Source organism: Janthinobacterium sp. RA13 (assembly GCF_000745325.1).
Classification (GTDB): Bacteria; Pseudomonadota; Gammaproteobacteria; order Burkholderiales; family Burkholderiaceae_D; genus Janthinobacterium; species Janthinobacterium rivuli.
Genome location: NZ_JQNP01000001.1, coordinates 1,635,205 through 1,658,288 on the forward strand (window position 1 = coordinate 1,635,205; position 23,084 = coordinate 1,658,288).

At 63.4% G+C, this 23,084-nt stretch carries 24 protein-coding genes; 13 read left to right on the plus strand and 11 right to left on the minus strand.

Annotation, left to right across the window (positions count from 1 at the left end; all coding sequences use genetic code 11):
• Positions 1–43 precede the first annotated feature (43 nt).
• From serB to FG13_RS07055, 5 genes are all read left to right on the plus strand, one after another.
• Complete coding sequence (serB, locus tag FG13_RS07035) at positions 44–886, plus strand: phosphoserine phosphatase SerB (protein WP_035827544.1); 843 nt, start codon at positions 44–46, stop codon at positions 884–886.
• A 98-nt stretch (positions 887–984) separates the two neighbouring features.
• Positions 985–1,713 (plus strand): nucleotidyltransferase domain-containing protein, encoded by a 729-nt coding sequence (locus tag FG13_RS31160; protein ID WP_035819643.1) that lies wholly within the window; start codon positions 985–987, stop codon positions 1,711–1,713.
• Positions 1,710–2,621 (plus strand): TIGR04222 domain-containing membrane protein, encoded by a 912-nt coding sequence (locus tag FG13_RS07045; protein ID WP_035819644.1) that lies wholly within the window; start codon positions 1,710–1,712, stop codon positions 2,619–2,621. The genes FG13_RS31160 and FG13_RS07045 overlap by 4 nt, the downstream gene beginning before the upstream one ends.
• Positions 2,605–3,465, plus strand: coding sequence for a DUF692 domain-containing protein (locus FG13_RS07050; protein ID WP_161784155.1), 861 nt, complete (start codon positions 2,605–2,607; stop codon positions 3,463–3,465). The genes FG13_RS07045 and FG13_RS07050 overlap by 17 nt, the downstream gene beginning before the upstream one ends.
• The gene (locus tag FG13_RS07055; protein ID WP_035819645.1) at positions 3,462–3,719 is read left to right on the plus strand and encodes a hypothetical protein; all 258 of its coding nucleotides are present in this window, start codon (positions 3,462–3,464) and stop codon (positions 3,717–3,719) included. The genes FG13_RS07050 and FG13_RS07055 overlap by 4 nt, the downstream gene beginning before the upstream one ends.
• A 7-nt stretch (positions 3,720–3,726) precedes the next feature.
• Here FG13_RS07055 and FG13_RS07060 read toward each other — a convergent pair whose 3' ends face one another.
• Positions 3,727–5,616 carry a serine hydrolase domain-containing protein gene (locus FG13_RS07060; RefSeq protein ID WP_161784156.1) on the minus strand — a complete coding sequence of 630 codons (1,890 nt, stop codon included), beginning with the start codon at positions 5,614–5,616 and terminating at the stop codon, positions 3,727–3,729.
• 86 nt (positions 5,617–5,702) lie between these two features.
• Between FG13_RS07060 and FG13_RS07065 the strand changes: the two genes are divergently transcribed.
• The gene (locus FG13_RS07065) at positions 5,703–6,065 is read left to right on the plus strand and encodes a DUF4870 family protein (RefSeq protein ID WP_035819646.1); all 363 of its coding nucleotides are present in this window, start codon (positions 5,703–5,705) and stop codon (positions 6,063–6,065) included.
• 39 nt (positions 6,066–6,104) lie between these two features.
• Here FG13_RS07065 and FG13_RS07070 read toward each other — a convergent pair whose 3' ends face one another.
• The 4 genes from FG13_RS07070 to phaC form a co-directional block, all read right to left on the minus strand.
• On the minus strand, positions 6,105–7,271 hold the full coding sequence (locus tag FG13_RS07070; protein WP_035827551.1) for a cystathionine beta-lyase: 1,167 nt from the start codon (positions 7,269–7,271) through the stop codon (positions 6,105–6,107).
• 96 nt (positions 7,272–7,367) lie between these two features.
• A complete protein-coding gene (gene rimO / locus FG13_RS07075; RefSeq protein WP_200880371.1) occupies positions 7,368–8,723 on the minus strand; it encodes a 30S ribosomal protein S12 methylthiotransferase RimO in 1,356 nt (451 codons plus the stop codon).
• Between the two features lie 194 nt (positions 8,724–8,917).
• Positions 8,918–9,481 (minus strand): polyhydroxyalkanoate synthesis repressor PhaR, encoded by a 564-nt coding sequence (phaR, locus tag FG13_RS07080; protein WP_010399000.1) that lies wholly within the window; start codon positions 9,479–9,481, stop codon positions 8,918–8,920.
• Positions 9,482–9,706: 225 nt separating this feature from the next.
• Positions 9,707–11,431 carry a class I poly(R)-hydroxyalkanoic acid synthase gene (gene phaC, locus FG13_RS07085; RefSeq protein ID WP_081922473.1) on the minus strand — a complete coding sequence of 575 codons (1,725 nt, stop codon included), beginning with the start codon at positions 11,429–11,431 and terminating at the stop codon, positions 9,707–9,709.
• 248 nt (positions 11,432–11,679) lie between these two features.
• On the opposite strand from phaC, the gene FG13_RS07090 reads away from it, so the two are divergent.
• On the plus strand, positions 11,680–11,892 hold the full coding sequence (locus FG13_RS07090) for a hypothetical protein (protein ID WP_327062285.1): 213 nt from the start codon (positions 11,680–11,682) through the stop codon (positions 11,890–11,892).
• Between the two features lie 16 nt (positions 11,893–11,908).
• Here the strand turns inward: FG13_RS07090 and pgeF are convergent, their stop codons facing one another.
• Together pgeF and FG13_RS07100 are read right to left on the minus strand one after the other, a co-directional pair.
• On the minus strand, positions 11,909–12,694 hold the full coding sequence (gene pgeF / locus FG13_RS07095) for a peptidoglycan editing factor PgeF (RefSeq protein WP_035819652.1): 786 nt from the start codon (positions 12,692–12,694) through the stop codon (positions 11,909–11,911).
• Positions 12,694–13,719 (minus strand): RluA family pseudouridine synthase, encoded by a 1,026-nt coding sequence (locus tag FG13_RS07100; RefSeq protein ID WP_035819654.1) that lies wholly within the window; start codon positions 13,717–13,719, stop codon positions 12,694–12,696. Before FG13_RS07100 ends, pgeF begins: the two co-directional genes overlap by 1 nt.
• Before the next feature lie 89 nt (positions 13,720–13,808).
• On the opposite strand from FG13_RS07100, the gene FG13_RS07105 reads away from it, so the two are divergent.
• The gene (locus FG13_RS07105; RefSeq protein WP_034781139.1) at positions 13,809–14,612 is read left to right on the plus strand and encodes an outer membrane protein assembly factor BamD; all 804 of its coding nucleotides are present in this window, start codon (positions 13,809–13,811) and stop codon (positions 14,610–14,612) included.
• A gap of 96 nt (positions 14,613–14,708) precedes the next feature.
• Here the strand turns inward: FG13_RS07105 and yaaA are convergent, their stop codons facing one another.
• Positions 14,709–15,479 carry a peroxide stress protein YaaA gene (gene yaaA, locus FG13_RS07110; RefSeq protein ID WP_035819656.1) on the minus strand — a complete coding sequence of 257 codons (771 nt, stop codon included), beginning with the start codon at positions 15,477–15,479 and terminating at the stop codon, positions 14,709–14,711.
• Positions 15,480–15,509: 30 nt separating this feature from the next.
• Between yaaA and FG13_RS07115 the strand changes: the two genes are divergently transcribed.
• The 3 genes from FG13_RS07115 to FG13_RS07125 all read left to right on the plus strand — a co-directional run bounded on the left by FG13_RS07115 (position 15,510) and on the right by FG13_RS07125 (position 18,356).
• Positions 15,510–15,944 (plus strand): putative toxin-antitoxin system toxin component, PIN family, encoded by a 435-nt coding sequence (locus FG13_RS07115; protein ID WP_035819658.1) that lies wholly within the window; start codon positions 15,510–15,512, stop codon positions 15,942–15,944.
• Positions 15,945–16,027: 83 nt separating this feature from the next.
• Complete coding sequence (locus FG13_RS07120; RefSeq protein WP_035819660.1) at positions 16,028–17,206, plus strand: pyridoxal phosphate-dependent aminotransferase; 1,179 nt, start codon at positions 16,028–16,030, stop codon at positions 17,204–17,206.
• 46 nt (positions 17,207–17,252) lie between these two features.
• Entirely contained in the window at positions 17,253–18,356 is a 1,104-nt protein-coding gene (locus FG13_RS07125) for an HD-GYP domain-containing protein (protein WP_035819662.1), read from the plus strand.
• A gap of 38 nt (positions 18,357–18,394) precedes the next feature.
• On the opposite strand, the gene FG13_RS07130 is transcribed toward FG13_RS07125, so the two are convergent.
• A complete protein-coding gene (locus FG13_RS07130) occupies positions 18,395–18,853 on the minus strand; it encodes a nuclear transport factor 2 family protein (protein ID WP_081922474.1) in 459 nt (152 codons plus the stop codon).
• A 318-nt stretch (positions 18,854–19,171) separates the two neighbouring features.
• Here FG13_RS07130 and FG13_RS28810 point away from each other — a divergent pair, with 318 nt between their 5' ends.
• Both FG13_RS28810 and FG13_RS07140 read left to right on the plus strand, forming a co-directional pair.
• A complete protein-coding gene (locus FG13_RS28810; protein ID WP_051958704.1) occupies positions 19,172–20,023 on the plus strand; it encodes a helix-turn-helix transcriptional regulator in 852 nt (283 codons plus the stop codon).
• A gap of 29 nt (positions 20,024–20,052) precedes the next feature.
• Entirely contained in the window at positions 20,053–21,087 is a 1,035-nt protein-coding gene (locus FG13_RS07140; protein ID WP_081922475.1) for a serine hydrolase domain-containing protein, read from the plus strand.
• A 7-nt stretch (positions 21,088–21,094) separates the two neighbouring features.
• Here FG13_RS07140 and FG13_RS07145 read toward each other — a convergent pair whose 3' ends face one another.
• Both FG13_RS07145 and FG13_RS07150 read right to left on the minus strand, forming a co-directional pair.
• Positions 21,095–21,985: an alpha/beta hydrolase gene (locus tag FG13_RS07145; RefSeq protein ID WP_235211681.1), complete on the minus strand. Its 891-nt coding sequence runs from the start codon at positions 21,983–21,985 to the stop codon at positions 21,095–21,097.
• Between the two features lie 24 nt (positions 21,986–22,009).
• Positions 22,010–23,080, minus strand: coding sequence for a tetratricopeptide repeat protein (locus tag FG13_RS07150; protein ID WP_051958707.1), 1,071 nt, complete (start codon positions 23,078–23,080; stop codon positions 22,010–22,012).
• Positions 23,081–23,084 lie beyond the last annotated feature (4 nt).

Genomic DNA, 23,084 nt, shown 5'->3' on the forward strand with positions numbered 1-23,084 from the left:
CTTAATGCAGGACTGCCCCATGACCACTACCAAGAGCATCACCATGAATCTGATCCTGCAGGGCCTGGACGGCGATAGCGCACGCCTCGAACGCATCGCCGCGCTGGCCGCGCCGACCTCCATCACGCGCCTGGGCCCGAACGCCGTGCGCTGCGAACAGATCGCCTACTCGCCCGCGCTGCGCCCCACCATCGAAGTGGCGGCCCAGGCGGCGCAGCTGGACGCCACCTACATGATGGGCCAGCGCGAACTGGCCGAATTCAAGCTCGTGGCGATGGACATGGATTCGACCCTGATCACCATCGAGTGCATCGATGAAATCGCCGACATGCAGGGTCTCAAACCGCAAGTGGCAGCCATCACGGAAGCGGCCATGCGCGGCGAACTCGATTTTAGCGCCAGCCTTACACAGCGCGTGGCCCTGCTCGAAGGCCTTGATGCGTCGGCCCTGCAGCGCGTCTACGACGAGCGTTTGAAACTGTCGCCGGGCGCGGAAACCATGCTGGCGGCCGTGCAAAAAGCCGGCCTGAAAACCCTGCTGGTATCGGGCGGCTTTACCTTCTTCACCGAGCGCCTGAAGGAACGCCTGGGCCTCGACTACACGCATGCGAACGCACTGGAAATCGTCGACGGCAAGCTGACGGGCAAAGTGGTAGGCGGCATCGTCGACGCCGAGGAAAAGCAGCGCACCGTGGAGCGCGTGTGCAAGGAGATGGGCATTTCCCCGTCCGAAGCCATCGTCATGGGCGACGGCGCCAACGACTTGAAAATGATGGGCATCGCCGGCCTGTCCGTGGCCTTCCGCGCCAAGCCCGTGGTGCGCTCGCAGGCCGACGTGGCGCTGAACTTCGTGGGACTCGATGGCTTGCTCAATGTATTGACCTGAGTTGACTCTCTCTGGCGGACGGTGCGCGCAGGGATGCATATTTTTGCTATATTGCAAACTTATGATCATTCCGCCAACCCACCGTGAAAGTACACCGCATGCCGCCACCGCTGCCAGAAGAGATACAACGCCACCTGGATGTGTTTGTCCCCGCCGCGCAAAGCGCCTTTGGTGACGACCTTGCCGCCGCCGTGCTGTTTGGTTCGGCCGCCGATGGCCAGGTGCGCGCCACCTCCGACGTCAACCTGCTGTTGCTGCTCAAGCGCTTTACGCCGCAGGCGGCCGATGCGCTGCGCGGGTCCTTGCGCCTGGCGCATGCCGCCATCGATCTGCAGGTGATGTTCCTGCTCGAGAGCGAATTGACGCAGGCCGCTGACGCCTTCGCCGTCAAGTTCGCCGACATCATCGCGCGCCACAGGGTGCTGCATGGCGTCGACCCTTTTGCCAGCCTGCACACCAGCCGCGACGCCGTGCTGCGCCGCCTGCGGCAAGTGCTGCTGAACCAGCAGGTGCGCATGCGCGAACGGTATATGCTATTGAGCCTGAATGAAGAACAGCTGGCCGGCGCCATCGCCGATGCGGCCGGCCCCCTGCGCGCGGCCGCAGCCTCGCTGGCGCAGCTCGAGGGCAAGCCTGCCCTGTCCGGCAAGCAGGCGCTCGAAGCGTTTGTCGACCAGCTGGGCGAGCCGGCCCTGCACGCCGTCTTGCAAGCCATGTCGGCGGCGCGCGAAACGGCGCGCCTGGCGCCGGGGCAGGCCCTGCCCGCCTTTACGGGCTTGATGACGATTACAGGACACTTGCGCGAGCACGCGGAGCAGATGCGGTGAACGGCCTCAATCCCTTTGACTGGAGCGGACCCTGGTTCCTGCTGGCCTATCTGATCTTCGGCGTGCTCGTGTACTACCTCGCGCGCGAGCTGCTCATACGCATGGAATTGCGCAATCCGCACGCCCAGCTGTCGCTGGCCGATGATCCCTACCGCATCGCCTACCTGCGCGGCGGCGCGCTTGAAGCCGTGAAAATCGCCACCATCGTGCTGGTCGACCGCGGCTTGCTGCGCGCCGATGGCCCGCTGCTGGAGACGGCCAGCGCCGACAGCCTGCGCTTTGCCCGCCATGACATCGAACGCGACGTGCTGCGGCTGTACCTGGGCCGCCAGGGTCACAGCAAGGAACTGGCCGTGCAGGCCGAGATGCTGCCGTCATGCCGCGCCTACCAGGAGGCCTTGACGCAGCAGGAATTGCTGGTCGGCCCGCCGCTGCTGCGCCGGCGCGAACGCATCACCTGGGCCGCGCACTGGCTGCTGCTGACGGTGGCCGCCGTCAAGGCCGTCATCGCCATCAGCCGCCAGCACTACAACCTGCTGTTCCTGGCGGTCCTGCTGGCGATTTTTCTCCTGATGCTGCGCGGCTTGCGCACCCAGGCGACCAGCTGGAGCGCGCAGCGGCTGCTGACCGACTTGCGCATGCTGTTTGGCCGCCTGAACATGCGCTCGTCGCGCCTGAACGCAGGCAGCAGCAGCGCCGACATGGCCCTGCTGGCGGCCATCTTCGGCCTCGGCGCCCTGCCCTTGTCCGTGTACGCCTACGTCGCCGAGCTGTACCCGGTGCCCCGGCCGCAGCAGGGCGGCAGTTCGACGTCGAGCGACTCGGGCGATTCCTCATCGGGCGGCGACGGCGGCGGTTCGTCCTGCGGCAGCGGCTGCGGTGGATGCGGCGGTGGCTGTGGCAGCTAGCCAGGGCGCCACGCGCGACCGCGTCGGCCTGGGCTGGCGCGGCGAACTGGCTGCCGGCATCGTGTCCAACCTGGCGCGGATCGACGTGCTGGAAGTGATCGCCGACGATTATTACCGCGCCTCGCGTACCGGCATCGCGGCCCTGTGCAGCCTGGCGCGCCAGGTGCCGGTCAGCCTGCATGGCGTGGGCATGGGGCTGGCCTCGACGATTCCCGCCGACCCGCGCCGCCTGCATGCGATGGCGCGCCTGATGAAAGAAGTGCAGGCCGAATCGTGGTCCGAGCACCTGAGTTTCGTGCGCGCCGGCGGCGTGGAAATCGGCCACCTGGCGGCGCCGCCGCGCACGCCACGCAGCGCCGCCGGGGCGATCGCCAATATCGCGCTGGCCACGCGCATCGTCGGCAGCGCGCCGCTGATGGAAAACATCGCCACCCTGGTCCAGCCGCCCGCCAGCACGATGGACGAAGCCGAGTGGGTGGCGCAGATTATCCACGGCGCGCAAGTGCCGCTGCTGCTCGACCTGCACAACCTGTATGCGAATGCCGTCAATGCCGGCGAGTCGCCGCAGGAACTGCTGCTGCGCCTGCCGCTGGACAGGGTCGGCGCCGTGCACCTGAGCGGCGGCCACTGGATAGCCGCGCCGGGCGGCGGCCAGCGCCTGCTGGACGACCATCTGCACGACGTGCCGCCCGAAGTCTTCGCTTTATTGACCGTGCTGGCGCGCCAGGCGCCCCAGCCCTTGACGGTGATCGTCGAACGCGACGGCAATTACCCGTCGTTCGAGCATGTGCTGGGCCAGCTGGAGCTGGCGCGCGCGGCCTTGCTCGCGGGGCGAAACACATGAGTTCCCCCGCACTGGAAACCTACCTGGCAAGGCTGTACACGGACGACGCCCTGCGTGCCGCCTTCCTGCTCGATCCTCGTGCGCACGCTTTGCGGCAAGGCTTGTCGCCAGAGGAAGCGGAGGCGATGGCAGCGATGGACCGCGTCGGCCTGCAGATGGCGGCGGCCAGTTATCGCGCCAAGCGGTCCGCGCACGGCAGCACGGCCAGGCCGGCGCAACCCTGGTGGCGCCGGCTGCTGCAAGCCTGGCGCTGAGCACCCGCTACAGCTGCCACATACGCAGCGGCAGCAGTCCCCACCAGGCCAGCACCAGCAGCAGCTGCAAGGCCGCCAGCAAGGCGACCCAATCCCATTTCGCCCACGAACCCGCCTCGGACGCCGTGCCGCGGCTGCGCCAGCAGCGCGCCAGGCCGAACGCCGTCGCCAGCGGCAGCGCGCCCGTCGCCAGCGCCAGCAGCACGCTGGCGATGGTGACGTCGCCCAGGCGCAGATAGGACTGGAAATAGAAGAACGGCAGCGGCAAGAGCAGCGCCAGCATAGCCAACAAAGGCGCGAACAAATGGTCGCCCCGCGCCAGGCTGCGCAGCGCGGCGCGCCACACGCCCACCACCAGCACGTACAGCAAGCCGGCGACGCCCAGCGCCAGGCTGCCCCACAGCACCAGCATGCGCAACATCGACGCGCGCTCGTAGCTGCGCAAGCCGTCGCTGAGCACATGCTTGCCATCCTCCTGCATCAGCACGTGCGACGGCGTGCTGCGGTCGCTGGCGCGGAACAGCAGGCCGCCCACCGGTTCCAGTTCCTTTGGCTCGCCCTGGAACGGGATCAGAAACAGCGATTCGCCATCCCATTTCAGCCGCGTAAAGCCGAAAACGGCGTCGACCCAGGCCATGCTGGCCATAGGACTGGGCGACGGCACGTAGACGCCCTGCCAGTTTTCCACCGTGGGCGCGGGCGTGCCGCGCGGGGCCGGCGCGCGCAGCGGCAGTTCCAGGTCGCGCAGCAGCAGGCGGTTGAAGCGTTCATAGTCGGCTTGCTCGGCATCCGTATTGAAAGCGACGAAAAAGGCGCTGTCCTGCTCCGGATAGAGGCACAGCATGGCGCGGAAACCCACGGCCGTGCCAGGGTGGCAGGCGCCCACCACGTTGTGGCGGTCGCGCACGGCCAGCGCCAGGCCGTGGCCCGTTGCCAGGCCCGCCTGCGCCGCATCCGTGCCAGCCGGTTCGGACAAGGCCCCCATCAGCGCCAGGTCGATGAAACGCTTGCCCTGCAGCTTGCCGTCGCCCATCAGGAATTGCGCCAGCTTGGCCATGTCGGCCGCCGTGGTGGTAAATTGCGCGGCCGGACGCAGGTATTGCGGCACGGCCGGCTGCGCCACGCCATGCTCGAAGTGGCCCATGGCCAGGCGCGGGTCCGCATGCGCTCCCGCCTGCGTGCTCATTTGCGTACTCATTTGCGTAACATAGGCAAACGTGCTGTCCGCCATGCCCAGCGGCTGCAGCAGCTGCGCATCGAGGTAGCGTTCATACGGCTGGCCCGTGACCTTCTCGATCACCATGCCCAGCAAACCATAGCCCATGTTCGAATACGCATAGCGGCTGCCGGGACGGGCGCGCACGCGCAGCAGATTGCGGTCGCCGTCAAAGGCGGCGGCCAGCGGCGCATCCGGTGCCGGGTTCAGGCTGAACGCCTGCCAGAAGCGCACGTTGTCCAGGCCGGACGTATGCGCCAGCAGGTGGCGGATGCGCACGGGGTCGCTGGCTTGCCACGGGTTTTTCAGCGCCAGTTCCGGCAACACTTGCTGCAAGGGCGTGTCGAGCGTGAGCTTGTCTTCGCTGACCAGGCGCAAGACGCCCAGCGCCAGCGCCACCTTGCCCACGGAGCCCACTTGTACGCGCGTGTCCGCCTGCATGGGCATGTGCTTGGCGGCATCGCGCAGGCCGGACGCACCGACTTTGACTGTTCCGTCAGGCAAGACTTCACTCCAGACGGCGCCCGTCAGGCCCTCGTCCTTCAAGCCGGCGGCAAACTCCGCGTCCAGGGGAGCGGCGGCGGTGTGGGCTGCGGTGGCGCACAGCAGCAAGGCCGGCAAAGCCTGGCGCAGCCATGACCTGGCGCGCGCGGCCAGGGTGCGATAGCGATCTCGTTTCAACAATGTATTCTGCCTTTTTGCATGGACTGCGCTCCTGCCCCGCTTTGCTTGTTACAATTAAAAATTGAGCAACGACGGGAGCTTTCATGTCACAAGATATTATTTTGGATACCCAACTCCAGCAGACCAAAAACCTGGCCTGGTGGTTGTACCTGATACATGGCGCCAGCTTTGTGTTTTCGCTGGGCGCGTTTTCCTTCATTCCGCTCATCATCAATTATGTGAAGCGGGGCGAGGCGGCCGGGACCTTCGTGTACAGCCATCACAGCTGGATGATCCGTTCCTTCTGGTGGTATCTGGCCTGGATCGTTCTCGGCGCCGTGCTGTGGGTCACCATCATCGGCATTCCGCTGGCCTTCCTCGTGTGGGGCGTGGCCTGGTTATGGAAGGCGTACCGCCTGCTGCGCGGCTTCATCGACCTGAACAACAACAGCCCCGTCCCCATGTAACGGCTGTGCGGGCAAGCCACCGTGCTTGCCCGCACACCGCTACATCGCCGCGAACGCCCGTTCGATATCGGCGATCAAGTCCTGCGGTGCTTCCAGCCCCACGTTCAGGCGCACGAGCTGGCCCGGCAACTGCCAGCCCTTGCGCATGGCCGCGATGCGGTACGGCATCACCAGGCTGTTCGCGCCGCCCCAGCTGTAGCCAATCTTGAACAATTGCAAAGCATCGACGAAACGGTCCGTCTGCGCCTCCGAGTAGCGGGCATCGAACAGCACGGAAAACAGGCCGCCCGCACCCGTGAAATCGCGCTGCCAGATGGCGTGGCCGGGGCAATCGTCGAAAGCCGGATGCAGCACCGTGGCGATCTCGTTTCTCCCCTTGAGCCAGGCGGCCACCGTGCGCGCGCCCGCATCGTGGGCGTCGAAGCGCAGCTTCATGGTCGGCAAGCCGCGCAGCACCAGGTAGGCGTCGTCCGCCCCCACGCCCATGCCCAGACGCATGTGCGCCAGCGCCAGGCGCTCGTGCAGCGCCCGCTCGCGCGTGATCAGTGCGCCCATCAGCACGTCGGAGCCGCCCGACTGGTATTTCGTCAGCGCCTGCATGATGATGTCCACGCCCAGGTCGAAGCCGCGCAAGGCCAGGCCTGCCGACCAGGTGTTATCCAAAGCCACCAGCACGCCGCGCGCATGGGCGGCCGCGCAGATGGCGGGCAAATCCGGCACTTCCATCGTCACGGAACCCGGTGCTTCCGTCCAGATCAATTTGGTGTTGGGCTGGATCAGGGCGGCGATGCCGGCGCCGATGAGCGGATCGTAATAGCGGGCCGTGATGCCGAAATCCTGCGCGAGCCACCGTCCCAGTTCGCGGTTCGGGTTGTAGATATTTTCCGGCAATAACACGTCGTCGCCCGTTTTCAGCAGGGCAAAGTCCGCCATGGCGATGGCCGCCAGGCCAGACGGCGCCAGCAGGCAGTACTTGCCCCCTTCGATCTCGGCCAGCCGCGCTTCCAGGGTGAAGGTGGTGGGCGTGCCGTGCAAGCCGTAGGTGTAGGCGTTCTTCTCTTTCCAGTCGCCCGAGCGCATGGCCGCCACATCCTTGAACAGCACGGTCGATGCGTGATGAATGGCGTTGGGAAACGCGGCAAAGCCTTGCGGCGCCTGGTAATCGCTGTGGATCAGCGCGGTTTGCGGAGATTTGGTCTGGGTCATGACGTCGGGAAATAAAAAAAGGCGGATCAGCAATTGCTGATCCGCCTTGATTGTAAGGGCTTTACGCCCTGCACGCCGTACGACTGTTACACCTGCTTACTCTGCAGCGCCCCACAGGTCGTGCGCATCCGCGGACGTGATGGTCACGTCAACGAATTGCCCCACCGCCAGCTTGCGGTGCGGCTCGAATGGCGGCTTCACATACACGACGCCATCGATTTCCGGCGCGTCGGCGGACGAGCGGCCCACGCCGCCGGAGCGGGTGACTTCATCGATCAGCACGCGCACGGTCTTGCCGACCTTGGCTTGCAGGCGTTTCTTGGAAATTTCTTCCTGCAGCAACATGACGCGGCCGCGGCGCTCTTCGCGCAGCTCTTCCGGCACGGGATTGGCGATTTCGTTGGCCGTCGCGCCTTCGACAGGCGAATAGGCGAAGCAGCCCAGACGGTCGATCTGTGCTTCCTTGAGGAAGTCCAGCAAATACTCGAATTCCGCTTCCGTTTCGCCAGGGAAACCGGCGATGAAGGTCGAGCGGATGGTCAGGTCCGGGTTGATGGCACGCCAGGCCTGGATGCGGTCGAGGTTTTTCTCGCCGCTGGCCGGACGCTTCATGCGCTTCAGTACATCCGGGTGCGCGTGCTGCATCGGAATGTCGAGGTATGGCAGGATGTGGCCGCCGCTCATCATCGGGATGATCTGGTCCACGTGCGGATACGGATACACATAGTGCAAGCGCACCCAGGCGTCGTAGGTCTTGGCCAGCTCGCCCAGCGCTTCCGTCAGCTGCGTCATGTGGGTTTTCACGGGACGGCCATTCCAGAAGCCGGAGCGGAATTTCACGTCCACGCCATACGCCGAAGTGTCTTGCGAAATGACCAGCAATTCCTTGACGCCGGCCTTGAACAGGTTTTCCGCTTCGATCATCAGTTCACCGATCGGGCGCGAGACGAGGTCGCCGCGCATCGACGGGATGATGCAGAAGCTGCAGCGATGATTGCAGCCTTCGGAAATTTTCAGGTAGGCATAGTGCTTCGGCGTCAGCTTGACGCCTTGCGGCGGCACCAGGTCGAGGAACGGCGCATGCGGCTTCGGCAGGTGGAAATGGACGGAATCCATCACTTCGGCCAGCGCGTGCGGACCCGTGACGGACAGCACTTTCGGGTGCACCTTCATGATGATGTCGTCGCCGGCAGCATCTTTCTTGGCGCCCAGGCAACCGGTCACGATGACTTTACCGTTTTCAGCCAGCGCTTCGCCGATGGCGTCGAGCGACTCTTGCACGGCAGCATCGATAAAACCGCAGGTATTGACGATCACCAGATCGGCGCCAGCGTAGGATTTCGCCGTTTCGTAGCCTTCGGCGCGCAGTTGGGTCAGGATTTGTTCGGAGTCGACCAGCGCTTTCGGGCAGCCGAGCGAGACAAAGCCCACTTTCGGCGCCGCACCTGGCATGGCCAGCATGGCCTCGGGCTGGGCGGAAGGAACGGGAATACGGTGAATTTCAGACATAGTTGGCAGCTAGTAAAATGGTGAGGCGAATCGGCTATTGTACCCCGAGCCGCCCCTTGCTGACAGAACTATGCTGTTTTGATGACGCCGATACAACTCCCGGGCGATCAAAGCGCCCGGTGAGCGTATGGCATGGACTACTTTTTGTCCGTCGGCGGCACCGGCGGAACAAACGGGAACGTGCCGAACAGGTTCTTGCTCTGGCTCTGCATCTGCTCCTGCATCTGCACGAACAGGCTCTTGCTCTGGTCGATGTAGTTGTTCATCATGCCTTGCATCATCGGGCCCTGGACATTCATGAACTGGGTCCACATTTCCGGGCTGAATGGCTTGCCTTCGAAACTGCCGGCCGACGTGCCCGTGAATTTATGCTGGATATCGGTGAACGCTTGCACGTTCTTTTCCAGGTAGGATCCCATCATGCCCTGCATGGCGTGGCCATAGTAGCGGATGATCTGCGACAACACGCTGCTCGAGAACATCGGCGCGCCGTTCGCTTCCTCTTCCAAAATGATTTGCAGCAAGATGCTGCGCGTCAAATCTTCATTGGATTTGGCATCGACGACGGTAAATACCTCATTGTCCAACACCAGCTGCTTGACGTCCGTCAAGGTGATGTAGGAACTGGTTTGCGTGTCATACAGACGGCGGTTGGGATATTTTTTAATCAGGCGGTCTATACTTTTTTTTGCACTACTCATCACAAGTTCCACTTATTGCGCCGCAGCGCATACTGAGTTAATCCGAAAAAAAAGCGAACGTGGGTCCGCTTTCGCACCTGCCTACTTTTTCCATTATAGAGTGGAAAATGGCTCCATTGCACATCAGGGTAGTAGATTCCCATATTTATTGCAACGCAACTAAGAGTAGATTCCTGACAAGACCGGAGATTACGCCGGTCTTGCCTGGCGAGAAGCTTTTGTAAACTAGCCCGCCCTGACTTTAACATACCGCCCCGGCGCAGGCTCGATTGCCGCGTGGCGCTTGTTGCCCGGCTTGCCTGGCGCCTTCACCTGCGCGCCGCCGTGCTCGGCCAGGAAGGCCGCCCATTCGGACCACCAGCTGCCCACGTGCTCGGTCGCGCCTTCCATCCATTGCTCGGCAGTCAAGGGCTTGGCTTTCGCCGTGCGGGCGGTTTTAGCTGCATCATTACTCCAGTAACTACGCTTTTTCTTCGATGCAGGATTGATCACGCCGGCGATATGGCCCGAAGCACCGAGGATGAAGCGGTTGGCTTTCGGCTTTTTCGGGTTCAGCAAGGCCGTGCTGGCGTAGGCCGCGCCCCAGGGCACGATATGGTCTTCGCGCGAACCGTAGATGAAAGCGGGCGCGTCGATGCTGCTCAGGTCGACCTTTTCCCCGGCTACCGTCAGCTTGCCCGGCACCTTCAGGCTGTTTTCCAGGTAAGTATTACGCAGATACCAGCAGAACATGGGACCCGGCAAGCCCGTGCCGTCGCCATTCCAGTACAGCAAGTCGAACGCGGGCGGTTCCTTGCCTTTCAGGTAATTCGATTGCACGTAGTTCCACACGAGGTCGTTCGGCCGTAGGCTGGAGAAAGTGCTGCCCAGGTCGCGGCCCGACATCAGGCCGCCCTTGGCCAGGGACTGCTCGCGCAGCGCCACTTGCGGCTCGTCGATGAAGACGTCGAGCGCGCCCGTGTCGCAGAAATCGAGGAAGGTCGTCAGCAAGGTCAGGCTGGCGGCCGGATTCTCGCCGCGCGCCTTGAGCACGGCCAGCGCCGTCGAGACGATGGTGCCGCCCACGCAAAAGCCGAACATATTCAGTTTGTCCTGGCCGGAAATGTCCTGCGTGACCTGGATGGCTTCGATCACGCCTTGCTCGACGTAATCGTCCCACGTCAGGTGCTGCATGCTCAGGTCCGGATTGCGCCAGGACATCAGAAACACGGTATTGCCCTGCTCTACCGCATAGCGCACGAGCGAATTTTCCGGCTGCAAGTCAAGGATATAGAATTTATTGATGCATGGCGGCACCATCAGCAGCGGCCGCTGATGTACCGTGGGGGTGCTTGGCGTGTACTGGATCAGCTGGAACAGCGCGTTCTCGAACACCACCGTGCCCGGCGTGGTGGCCACGTTGCGGCCCACTTCGAAGGCCGACTCGTCGGACTGCGAGATGCGGCCCTTCTGCATGTCGGCCAGCATATTGCTCAAGCCCTTGGCCAGGCTCTCGCCCTTGGTCTCGATCAGGGTTTGCTGGGCGTCGGGATTGGTCGCGAGAAAGTTGGCAGGCGACATGGCGTCGACGATTTGCTGCACGGCAAATGCAATCTTTTGCTTCTGGTGCGGCGTCGCTTCCACGGCATCGGCCATGGCACTGAGAAACTCCGCGTTCAGCAGGTAGGCTGCCGCATTAAAGGCCGACAGCGGACTGGCGTGCCAGGCGGGCGCGGCGAAGCGGCGGTCTTTCAGCTCCGGTGCCTTGCCGGCCATAAAGTCGGCCCACAAACCCGTCAGCTTGGCCACGTAGGCATTTTTCAGTTGTTCGATCGCTTCCGGCTTGATGCTGGCACCCGCATCCTGCAAAATGCCGGCAATCGGATTGCCCTGGGGCTGCGGTACCATGTTGAACCACGTCTTCCACTGCTCAGGATTGCTGATCTGCGCCATCCATTCTTTGGTCATCATTTGAGGATCGGGCATATTCATAGATGTATGTAAGTCCATTCAAGATTGAGGGACGCCGAACAAAACCTACTGCGCGTCGGTATAGGCGGCCTGCGATGCTCACCGTACTAGAGTACGGTTGCGCTTCTTAGCCACCTCTCCCTTCCGCTCGCTACGGTTTTGTTCGGCGCCGAAACGTAGTCGAAAAATAAATACTTTAGGATCACCTGCATGCAAACTTTTACTGACTGCCACTACCAATGATGCTCATGACCGCTGTTGCCTGGATCTATGTCGTCGGCCTCATGGCGCTGACGGAACCGTCCATCGTCGCCGGGGTGATGACCTTCGTGCTGTACTGCGTCATCCCGCTGTCCATCCTATTCTATCTGACGGGCTCGCGGAGACGCAAACGCAAGGCCGAGCTAAAAGCCCGCGCACTTGCCTCAGCAGACGATAAAACAAAAACGGCAGACACATAAGTGTCTGCCGTGCAGATTATTTGCGCCAGATCAAACTGGCCTGTCTTCCCGTGACGCCATCGCGTCGGTACGAGTAAAACTGCGCCGCATCGCTGACGGTGCAATATTCCCCGCCCGCCACTTGCGCCACGCCATCGCGCAGCAGCATGGTGCGCGCCAGCGCATACATGTCGGCCAGGTATTTGCCCGGCTTGCCTGCGATGGCGACGAAAGAAGCGCTCAACACTTGCCGTTCCGCCTCATCGCGCGCGCCGTCGCGGAACGCTTGCAGCACGTCCTGCCCCACTTCGAATTGCTGCGGACCAATGGCCGGCCCCAGCCAGGCGAGGATGTCCGTCGCACCTTGCGACCGCATGCTTTCCACCGTGCGCTGCAAGACGCCATTGGCCAAGCCGCGCCAGCCCGCGTGCGCCGCACCGACAACGAGGCCATCCGTCGAACAGAACAGTACCGGCAGACAATCGGCCGTCATCACCACGCACACGGCGCCAGGCTGCGCTGCCACGCTGGCATCGGCGTCCGGCACGTAGCCGTCCAGCTTGCCGGCATCGGCCACGGCCACGCCATGCACCTGCGACAGCCAGGCCGGCTCGGCAGGCAGGATGGCCGCCAGCCGCGCGCGGTTCGCCAGCACGTGCGCGGGCTCGTCGCCCACGTGCGTGCCCAGGTTCAAGCCACCGCCGCCCTGCCCGTCACCATACGGCCCCTGGCTGACGCCGCCCGCGCGCACGGTCGCCAGCGCGCCCACGTTCGCGGGCAAGCCGGGCCAATCGGGTATAAGGCAAGGCAACGGCGACGTCATCAGACCTGTTCCGGCTCGGGAATGCCGGCGGTGGCGATCAATTGCGCGAAATCATCGGCCAGCGGCACGATCCACTCGCACGCTTCCAGGGTACCCGGATGCACGAGGCCCAGGCGGCGCGCCTGCAGCGCCTGGCGCGAGAACACGGTCACGAGGTGCTGCTTGCCATACACATGGTCGCCGACCAGCGCAAAGCCCAGATGCTGCATGTGCACGCGGATCTGGTGCGTGCGGCCTGTTTCCAGACGGCATTGCATCAGGCTCACGGGACGGCGGTCGAGTTCGCCGCTGCCGATCAATTCATAGTGCGTAATGGCAGGCTTGGCCGTAAAGTTTTCCGAGACGGCCATCTTGACCCGGTCGCGCGGGTGGCGCGCGATGGACGCGTCGATGGTGCCCGCCATTTTCGGCGTGCCCCACACGAGCGCGAAATACTCGCGCTTGACGGTGCGCGCCTGCAACTGGCGCACCAGATCCGTTTGCGAGGCGAGGGTCTTGCCGACCACCATCAGCCCGCTCGTATCCTTGTCCAGGCGGTGCACGATGCCGGCGCGCGGCACACCGGCCAGTTGCGGGCAGTGGTGCAGCAAGCCGTTGAGCAAGGTGCCCGACCAGTTGCCGGGGCCCGGATGCACGACCAGTCCGGCCGGTTTGTTGATGACGATGATATGCTCATCTTCGTGCACGATGTTCAATTCCATCGCTTCCGGCTTAAAAGCCTCGTCTTCCGGCGCGCTTTGCGGCAGAATGACGATCTTCTCGTCGCCATAGGCGGTCATGTTGCGTTTGGCAACTTTTCCATCGACGGTCACGAAACCGGCTTCCAGCCACAATTGCAAGCGGCTGCGCGAGTATTGCGGCACCAGCTGGGCGATGACTTTATCGAGGCGGTGGCCGCAGGCGTCCGGCGTCAGTTCCAATGTAATCGGGGCCATTTCCTCGAAGACGTCGTCGGCGGCAAAATCGCCGTCAAAGGCCTCTTCGGCAACATGGTCAGAAAGGGAGTCAAACGCGGGGTCAGCCAAATTAGGCTTCGGAGTTAATATCACAGCATTCCCATCGGCTATAATCAGCCTATTGTAAAATCTTGGTTAAAACCTTCTTGCAAAACGTCATGCAAAAAAAATTATCGTTGGTAGTCGCTTCAGTCGTTCTGCTCGGCATGTCCGCTTGCAGCTTGTTGCCTGAAAAAGTGGATGAGACCAAAAACTGGTCCGTTACGAAATTATACTCGGAGGCGCGTGAAGAAATGGCCGGGCAGCACTATGAAGCTGCAATCGGCCTGTTCCAGAAGCTGGAGGCTAACTATCCTTTCGGCAACTATGCTCTGCAAGCGCAGATGGAGATCGCTTACGCGTATTATAAGTCGGGAGACCAGGCGCAGGCACTGGCTGCCGTCGAACGCTTCATCAAGTTGCATCCGAACCACGCCAATGTCGACTATATGTACTACTTGCGTGGTCTGATCAGCTTTAATGACCAGATCAGCTTCCTGAACTTCCTGTACGAGCAAGATCCGACCGAGCGCGACCCGAAAGCCACGCGCGAAGCGTTTGCGGCCTTCAAGCAACTGGTCGACAAGTTCCCGAATAGTAAATATGCGCCCGATTCGCTGGCCCGCATGAACTATTTGATCGATGCCATGGCGAAATACGAAGTACACGTGGCGCGCTATTACTTCCGCCGCGGCGCCTACCTGGCCGCCGCCAACCGCGCGCAAACGACGGTCAGCGACTTCCGTGCCTCGCCGGCCATCGAAGAAGCGCTGTTCATCATGTACCGCTCGTATGACAAGCTGGGCTTGACCGACCTGCGCGACGACGCCTTGCGCGTGCTGACCAAGAACTACCCGAACACGGCATTCCTCAGCCCGGAAGGGGTGAACAAGGAACGCAAGTGGTGGAAATTCTGGCAGTAAGATAAGAAAAAACCGGGCTAGCCCGGTTTTTTCTTAGCCCAACGGCAAAATCCGGGGTCGTACCCTGAGGGTACGACCCCAGCATTTGCTTTAGGGTTATTCTCCGACCTTGCGCCGAAACACCCAGTTTTTGTCGTTCGACGCCTCCGGCACATACGCGTAACCGTCGACATCGAACTGCTTCAGCTGTTGCGGATCGCGGATCTGGTTGACGGCCGCATAGCGGGCCAGCATGCCGCGCGCGCGTTTGGCGTAGAACGAGATGATTTTATACTTGCCATTCTTCCAGTCCTCGAACACGGGCGCGATGACGGGCACGTCCAGCTGGCGCGGCTTGACGGATTTGAAATATTCTTCGGAAGCAAGGTTGACCAGCACTTGCGCGCCCTGCTCCTTGGCCGCGCGGTTCAGGCCGTTGGTGATGGTGTCGCCCCAGAACGCATACAAATCCTTGCCACGCGTGGTCGACAACCGCGTGCCCATTTCCAGGCGGTGCGGGTGAATCAAGTCCAGCGGACGCAGCAAGCCGTACAGGCCGGATAAAATGCGCACGCGCGACTGGGCATAGTCGAGCTGGGCCGGCTGCAGGCTGCGCGCCTCGAAACCGGCATACACGTCGCCATTGAAGGCCATGATGGCCTGGCGCGCTTCCGCCAGCTGCGGCGTCCAGGAAGCGTAGCGGGCCACGTTGAGGGCCGACAAGGCGTCGGAAATGCCCATCAGGCTGCCCACTTCGGCCGGGGAAAACTGGCGCATGCGCTCGATCAACTGAGCGGAATGGTCGAGAAAATCGGGGGTGCTGTGCAACGAGGTTGTTGGCGGCGTCTCCAGGTCGAGACTCTTGGCGGGCGAAAGCACGATCAACATAAATTATCACTACAGAATAGAATTGCCGACATGATACCTGCTCCACAAAAACTCGTCCTCGACACCAACGTTTGCCTCGACCTGTTCGTCTTCAACGACCCGCGCTGGGCGGGCTTGCTGGCGGCCATGGAAAGCGGCGCCGTGCACGCCATCACGCGCGAAGATTGCCGCGCGGAATATCTGGTCGTGTTGCACTACAAACATCTGCCGCTCGATGAGGCCAGCCGCGCCGTTGCCGCCGCCCGCTTCGACGCCCACATCAGCGTCGTGGCCCCGCCCGTCTCTGGCGTGCGCCTGCCCGTCTGCACGGACAAGGATGACCAGAAATTCCTCGAACTGGCGCGCGACGCCAACGCCGACATCCTCATCACCAAGGACAAGGCGCTGCTGAAACTGGCCCGCAAGACGGCCAAGGCCGGCATGTTCAAGATCATGGTGCCGGAAGGCTGGGCCTTGCCAGGCTGAGCCGCCAAAGCCCTGCACGCAAGGGGGCGCGCTGCGCTAGAATGGGACACGATTCCACTTTCCGCACCGCGACCCTACCGTTCATGAACAGCCCGTCCCTGCCCTACACGACTCCCGCCCCGACCAGCCGCTTGCCTCTTGTGGGCACCACCGTGTTTACCCGCATGTCCAGCCTGGCGGCCCAGCATGGCGCCGTCAACCTGGGCCAGGGTTTTCCCGATTTCGATTGCGCGCCAAAACTGGTTGAACTCGTCAGCGATGCCATGCACGCCGGCCACAACCAGTATCCGATGATGACGGGCTCCGCGCCCTTGCGTGAAGCGATTGCCGCGAAAATCGCCAGCTTGTACGGCCACGGCTATGACGCCGGCACGGAAATCACCGTCACGGCCGGCGCCACGCAGGCGCTGACCACCGCCATTTTGTGCTGCGTGCATCCGGGCGACGAAGTCATCGTCATCGAACCAGCCTACGACAGCTATCTGCCCGCCATCGCCCTGGCTGGCGGCGTGCCCGTGCTGGTGGCCATGGAGGTGGGTGAACACGGTTACAGCGTGCCGTGGGACAAGCTGGCCGCGGCCGTCAGCAGCAAGACGCGCCTGATCATCATCAATACGCCGCACAATCCGACGGGCACGATCTTGCGTCCCGCCGACGTGGCCGCGCTGGCCGACATCGTGCGCGGCACGCAAATTTTGATACTCTCCGACGAAGTCTACGAACACATGGTGTACGACGGCGTGCCGCACGCGTCGCTCGCGCGCAACCCCGAACTGGCGGCGCGCAGCTTCATCGTCTCCAGCTTCGGCAAGACGTATCACGTGACGGGCTGGAAAATCGGCTATGTCGCCGCGCCAGCCTCCATGACGGCGGAGTTCCGCAAGGTGCACCAGTACAATGTGTTTAGCGTCAATACGCCGATGCAGCACGGCCTGGCCGGCTACATGGCCGAGCCGCAGCCCTATCTGGATTTGCCCGCGTTTTACCAGCGCAAGCGCGACTTGTTCCGCGACGGCCTGGCGGGCAGCCGTTTTACCCTGCTGCCTGCCGACGGCACGTATTTCCAGTGCGTACGCTACGATGCCATTTCGCAAGAGACCGAAGCGCAGTTCGCCGAATGGCTGACGACGGAAATCAAGGTGGCGGCCATCCCTGTCTCCGCGTTTTACGCGCAGGGCAAGGAGTCGGGCATCGTGCGCTTCTGCTTTGCCAAGAAAGACGAGACCTTGCGCCTGGCGCTGGAGCGCCTGCGCAGCATATAACCGAGCACTGAACATGGCTTCGCTGCGGCGGGGCAAAGGATGACAGATGGTACAGCGTCGCATCGGCCCGGCCGATCTGGTTCCCGGCGAACCCCTGCCCTGGGATCTGTTTTTGGCTGACCATAGCGCCGGCCCGCAACTGCGCAAGGGACAGATCATCACGGACGGTGCGCAACTGGGCCGTTTGCTGCAGCTGGGCCTGTACGTGGGCGCGCCGGAGCAGCCATCCGTCTTGCGCCTGCTCAATGAGGCGGCGCAGCGCCTGGAACGGCTGCTGCTGGCCTTGCGCAGCGAAAACAATGCCGAGCGCGACGTGCGCGACATCGCCCGCGAATTGCTGCGCGCGCTGGAACACGATGCCGATATCGCCCTGGCCAGCATCCTGCTCAACCAGATCGCCGGCAGCTACGCCGTGCGCCACTGCATCGAAACGGCCTTGCTGGCCATGCTGGTGGGCCGCAGCATGCACAAGTCCCACGATGAACTGTTGTTGATCGGTGCAGCCGCGCTGACGATGAACGTGGGCATGCTGCGTCACCACGACAGCTTCCAGGACCGGCGCGGCCCCCTGAACGACGAGGAAATGCGCATCGTGCGTCTGCATCCGCAGGAAAGCACGGAATTGCTGCGCTGCGCCGGTGTCGACGACGAGGAATGGCTCAGTTGCGTGCTGCTGCACCACGAAAACGACGACGGCAGCGGATACCCGCAGGGGCGCACGGCCGATGAAATTCTGCAAAATGCCAAGCTGATCGGCCTGGCCGACCGCTATTGCGCCCGCGTATCGGCGCGCAACTACCGGCGCTCCATCGTGCCCGACCAGGCGCTGCAGCACATCTTCCTCGACCAGGGCGTGCCCATCGACCCGCTGCTGGGAGAACAGTTCGTCAACCTGCTGGGCAAGTATCCGCCCGGAACGTTGGTGCGCCTGCGCAGCGGCGAACTGGGGGTGGTGACGCAACGGGGCGCCGGCCACGTGCATCCGCTCAGCGATGCGCTGGGCGCGCCGCTGGCCGCCGCCGAGCTATCGCAGATGACGCCGCGCGACACGGGCGACAGCCAGTTCGCCATCGTCTCGTCGCTGCATGAAGACGATGCGGGCGTGCGCTTCAGCATGCGCAACGTGTGGGGCGACGAGGCGCGGTTGTAGGCCGCTAGGGCAAGGCCGGCGCCAGACCCAATGTCAGCTCACGGTTTCGGCGGACGGATGCCCGTGTACTGCGCGCTGACCAGCAGCCATTGCTTGTCGACAAGCCGAGCCACATAGCCGGCGCGCAGGGCGAAGGTGCGGGCACCCGCTTCCTGATTGAGTCGGTAGGACAGCCGCGCCGAGATGAGCGCCGTATCGCCAAACAGCCGCACCACTGGCTCGTCGACCTGGAGTTGAGGGCTCGGCCGCTTCTGCTCTGGCGCATAAAAGGAGAGCATTTTTTCACGCCCGTCCACCTCGCCGACCGGCGATATTTCCACATAATTCTCGGCCGTCGTGGCTTTCAAGGCAAGCTGATCAAAATTATTCTGCGCCTGCGCGTGGCGCTGCACCAGAGCCACCAGTTCGGCATCGGCGGGAGCCGCGTTCGCGCTGCCGATCACGCCGAAGGCGCCAAGCAGGCAGGTGGAAAGAACGTGTGGAAGAGTCAATTTCATGCGTAGTCATCCTGGTCGAAGTCATTGAGAAGCGTCCGTTGATTCCTGCGGCGGCGCCAGTATCGAACACTCGCTTGCGGGCAAACGCATCATGAGGGAGCCCACTGTATGCTATCCGATTGTCCTTTCCGGCGCATGCCATTGCGACAAACGGCTTGATTGGGGGATTGAAACGCCATTTCGAGGACGCGTGGCGGCCGGCTTGATGGCGCCGTCCCGCATCCCGTGCATTCCCCCGAATCGACCGTTCATCCTGCGCCCGGCGCTGTTCGTCGTTCCGCGCTCGCCCGTGCGGGCAGCCGCACATACCATGCCGACATGACCACTCCACTCCAGTTCAAGTCCGGCCAGTTCTATGGCGACGTGCATCACGGCGCGCGCGGCAGCATGTTCGATATCCGCCGTCTGCAGGCCACGCGTGGCGAGGATGAAGTCGAAACGCACCGGCATGACGACGCCCACTTCGTCTTCGTTCTGTCCGGCACGTATATTTCCAGCGCCCTGCACGCCCCGCCGCGCGCGCCTTCGCCCACCCTCGTCTTCAATCCTGCCGGCACGACGCACCGCGACCGCTTCGTCGATGGCAAGGGCAGTTTCATGACGGTATCGCTTGACCCTGCCCTGCTGGCGGGCGCCGAGGAATTGCATGCGGCCCAGGAGTGCGCCAGCGTGTTGCGCGATACGGCCAGCGCGGCCGCCGCGTTCCGGCTGGCGCGCGAAATTGGCCGCGGCGGCGATGGCGCCCTGCTCGAAGCGGGCGCATGGGACATGCTGGCCAGCCTGCACAAGACGCCCCGGCAGGCGCGCCCATCCCTGCCCGGCTGGGCCCACCAGGCATATGAAGCCGTGATGGACCTGGCCAATGACACGCATCTGCGCATCGCCGACGTGGCCGCCGCCCTGGGCGTGCATCCCGTGCACCTGGCCCGCGTGTTCCGCCAGGCCTGGGGCTGTTCGCCGGGCGACCTGCTGCGCTGGCGCCGCGTCGACCAGGCCAGCGGCCTGCTGCGCCGCCCGGAACTGAGCATGGCCGAGGTGGCGCTGAGCGTGGGCTTCGCCGACCAGAGCCACATGAGCCGCGCCTTCCAGGCCCGCTACGGCATGACGCCCAGCAACTATCGACGCCAAATGTTTCAAACGTCCAAGACAATGCCCGGATTGCAAGACTAGACTGAACTTTTCCAACTCAGGAGTACACCATGTTGCGATATTTACCCCTTCTTCTGGCCTTCGGCAGCAGCGTCCACGCGGGCGAACTGGACGGCGTTACCATCGCCATCGAAGCGGGCGACTTCAAGCAGATCACCAGCGTCGTGGTGGCACAGCATGGCAAGCTGCTCTACGAACACTACTTCGACAAGGACGGCGCGGAAAGCCTGCGCAACACGCGCTCGGTTGGCAAGACGGTGGCGGGCATGCTGGTCGGCCTGGCCATCGAGCGCAAGCTCTTGCGCACCGACACTCCCGTGCTGCCCTACTTTCCGGAACTGCGGCCGCTGGCCCATGCCGACCCGCGCAAGGACAAGATCACGGTCGAGGATTTCCTGACCATGAGCTCGCTGCTCGAATGCGACGACGACAACCAGCATTCGCGCGGCAACGAAGAGCGCATGTATCTGGTGGAAGACTGGAGCCGCTTCGTGGCGGACCTGCCGATCCGCGGCTTTCCGGAATGGCAGCCGCGCCCCGAGCAATCGCCATATGGCCGCGCCTGGAGCTATTGCACGGCCGGCGTCACCCTGCTGGGACCGCTGCTTGAAAAAGTGAGCGGCCAGCGCGTGCCGGACTTCGCGGCCGCCAACCTGTTCAAGCCGCTGGGCATCGACAAGGTGAAATGGCAATTCCAGCCCAAGGGCAGCGCCATGACGGGCGGCGGCTTGCAGCTGCGCAGCGTGGACCTGATGAAGCTTGGCCAGCTCTACCTCGACGGCGGACGCTGGAATGGCCAGCAGGTGATGCCGGCCGACTGGGTCAGGCGCTCGATCGCGCCGCATGCCAACGCGCGCGAAGGCATGGACTATGGTTACCTGTGGTGGCTGCAACCGTTCACGGCGAATGGCCGCACGGTGCAAAGCTATGGCATGGCGGGTTCGGGCGGCAATAAAGTGCTCGTATTGCCGGAACTCGATGCCGTGGTCGTCATCACCACGACCAACTTCCAGGTGCGCGACGCCCATGGACTCAGCGAAAAATTGCTGACCAAGCTGATCATGCCGGCATTGATGCGCCCCTGAGCAGCCGTTATTTGGCGGACGTCAGGTACGCCCGCAAGCCATGCGTGAGCACGAAAGGAAACACGCTCGCGTGGTCTTCATCCTCGAAGACGCGCAAGCGGGTTGTCAAGCCGGGGAACTTGCGCGATTTCAACTTTCCATCGAATTCGCGCAGGTCGGCCACCATATCGGCGTCTTCCTCCGAACGCGAACGCTTCTTGCCCGCCGCCAGCTTTTCCAGGCCGCCGATGCCGAAGAACACGGATGCCGGCAAGTCCTTGTGGCTGGCCGCATACGCCTGTTCGCGGTCGAACATGACGCCGGCGTCGTACCACAGCGACGGGCTGCCGAGGATGTAGTGCTCGAAGGTGCGCGGTTGCGTCAGCAAAAATTGCAGGCCCAGCAGGCTGCCGTAGGAATGGCCGATAAACACCTTGCGCTGCATGTTCACGCGATACTGTTGCGCAATAAACGGAAACACTTCGCCGGAGATGAACTGGCCATACGCCTTCGCTTCGCCGAACGCCGGCTGCCGTCCCGGCATGTCCGAGCGGTAATCATGCTTGCGCGGCGTGGTGGGCGTGTAATCGCGGCGCCGGCTGTACACCCCGCCATCGCCGTTGGCGTACGACAGGCCCACCACCACCACTTCTTCCATCCCCGCATGCTTGTTCAGGCGCTGCGCGATATTGCGCACGATGGCGAACGAGTAATTGGCGTCCACGACGAACAGCACCGGATAGCGTTTATTTCCCTGCCGATAGGAATCGGGCAAGGCGACATATAGCTGGTAATCGCGCTTCAAGGCTTGCGCACGGATGTCGCGCACCTCCGTATTTTCCAGTTCGTAGCTGGCGGGGGCGGCCTGGGCGCTGACGGCCAGGCAGCACAGGACGATGAACAGACTGAAAGGCTTCAAGCTGGTTTCTTTCATTGAGGTAAGTTACTTCGCCGCGGCCGCCGTCAGCTGCACCAGCTTGCGTTCGACAAACGCCTGCAATTGCGGCGACAGGGTTTGCAAGCCCTTGGCCCGCTCGAACGCCTGGCGCGCCTGGGCAGGATGGTTGTCGGCTTGCAAGGCGATGCCGAGACCCATCCACCAGACGCTGTTGTCGGGCGCCGTCTGCAGAGCCAGCTGGTAGTGGTCGGCCGCTTCGCGGTAGCGCTGTTCGCGCTGCAGCACGCCGGCCAGGAAGGCGTGGTATTCGCCGTTGTCGCTGGCGTACGGCAGGCTGCGCGTCAGGGTATCGAGGGCGACCGCGCCGCCGTTGGGCTTGTCCAGCTGTAAACGGGCCAGCATCATCGCTTGCGCCGGCTGTTTCGGGTCCAGCGCCAGGCTCAGCTGCAACTGGCGCGCTGCTTCGTCTGGGCGCTGCGCTTCCAGCAACAGGCGCACCAGGGTTTCGCGCGCACCCTGGTGGCGCGGATCCAGCTGCAGGGTCTGCTGCAAGGCCAGCATGGCGTCGGACACGCGGCCATCCTGCAACTGCGCCAGCGCGCGCCGGTATTCATTCTCCACGCGCTGCTGCGGCGTGACCTGTTTTCCGTCGATGATGCGCTCGCTGGCGGCCAGTACCGGCGTTTTCACCACGGGCGCGGCGGCAGGCTTGGCGGGTTGTTCCGTGATGCGGCGCATGTCGGCGGCACGCAGCCTGGCTGGCGCGACCGTCTCCTCGGCCTGGAACACGGGTTCGGGTTCCGCCGCCACGACGGGCTCCGCTGCGGCGACCACCACTGGCACGGGAGCAACGGCCGCAGACACGGGCGCCGATACTGGAAGCAACACCGGCGTGCTGGCCACGCTGACCAGCACGGGCGGCACGGCCGGGCGCTTCCAGTACACCCAGCCCAGGGCGATTGCAGCGGCCGTCAGGCCGGCCGCGCCGCCGAAGACCAGCGCGCGCGAGACGCCCCGCTCGCGTTCGGGCACGGAGCGGATGCCGGCCGCGTCGCCGCGTCCATCGGGGGTGCCGCGGGCATCGAGGTCTTGCAACATCTTGTTAATCAGGCTCATCTAC

What these genes read in the sequence shown, in the direction of transcription:
- serB (WP_035827544.1), top strand. Translation starts at nt 44, where the DNA reads ATGAATCTGATCCTGCAGGGCCTGGACGGCGATAGCGCACGCCTCGAA.
- FG13_RS31160 (WP_035819643.1), top strand. Translation starts at nt 985, where the DNA reads ATGCCGCCACCGCTGCCAGAAGAGATACAACGCCACCTGGATGTGTTT.
- FG13_RS07055 (WP_035819645.1), top strand. Translation starts at nt 3,462, where the DNA reads ATGAGTTCCCCCGCACTGGAAACCTACCTGGCAAGGCTGTACACGGAC.
- FG13_RS07065 (WP_035819646.1), top strand. Translation starts at nt 5,703, where the DNA reads ATGTCACAAGATATTATTTTGGATACCCAACTCCAGCAGACCAAAAAC.
- FG13_RS07070 (WP_035827551.1), bottom strand. Translation starts at nt 7,271, where the DNA reads ATGACCCAGACCAAATCTCCGCAAACCGCGCTGATCCACAGCGATTAC.
- rimO (WP_200880371.1), bottom strand. Translation starts at nt 8,723, where the DNA reads ATGCCAGGTGCGGCGCCGAAAGTGGGCTTTGTCTCGCTCGGCTGCCCG.
- phaR (WP_010399000.1), bottom strand. Translation starts at nt 9,481, where the DNA reads ATGAGTAGTGCAAAAAAAAGTATAGACCGCCTGATTAAAAAATATCCC.
- phaC (WP_081922473.1), bottom strand. Translation starts at nt 11,431, where the DNA reads ATGATGACCAAAGAATGGATGGCGCAGATCAGCAATCCTGAGCAGTGG.
- FG13_RS07090 (WP_327062285.1), top strand. Translation starts at nt 11,680, where the DNA reads ATGACCGCTGTTGCCTGGATCTATGTCGTCGGCCTCATGGCGCTGACG.
- pgeF (WP_035819652.1), bottom strand. Translation starts at nt 12,694, where the DNA reads ATGACGTCGCCGTTGCCTTGCCTTATACCCGATTGGCCCGGCTTGCCC.
- FG13_RS07105 (WP_034781139.1), top strand. Translation starts at nt 13,809, where the DNA reads ATGCAAAAAAAATTATCGTTGGTAGTCGCTTCAGTCGTTCTGCTCGGC.
- yaaA (WP_035819656.1), bottom strand. Translation starts at nt 15,479, where the DNA reads ATGTTGATCGTGCTTTCGCCCGCCAAGAGTCTCGACCTGGAGACGCCG.
- FG13_RS07115 (WP_035819658.1), top strand. Translation starts at nt 15,510, where the DNA reads ATGATACCTGCTCCACAAAAACTCGTCCTCGACACCAACGTTTGCCTC.
- FG13_RS07120 (WP_035819660.1), top strand. Translation starts at nt 16,028, where the DNA reads ATGAACAGCCCGTCCCTGCCCTACACGACTCCCGCCCCGACCAGCCGC.
- FG13_RS07125 (WP_035819662.1), top strand. Translation starts at nt 17,253, where the DNA reads ATGGTACAGCGTCGCATCGGCCCGGCCGATCTGGTTCCCGGCGAACCC.
- FG13_RS07130 (WP_081922474.1), bottom strand. Translation starts at nt 18,853, where the DNA reads ATGAAATTGACTCTTCCACACGTTCTTTCCACCTGCCTGCTTGGCGCC.
- FG13_RS28810 (WP_051958704.1), top strand. Translation starts at nt 19,172, where the DNA reads ATGACCACTCCACTCCAGTTCAAGTCCGGCCAGTTCTATGGCGACGTG.
- FG13_RS07140 (WP_081922475.1), top strand. Translation starts at nt 20,053, where the DNA reads ATGTTGCGATATTTACCCCTTCTTCTGGCCTTCGGCAGCAGCGTCCAC.
- FG13_RS07150 (WP_051958707.1), bottom strand. Translation starts at nt 23,080, where the DNA reads ATGAGCCTGATTAACAAGATGTTGCAAGACCTCGATGCCCGCGGCACC.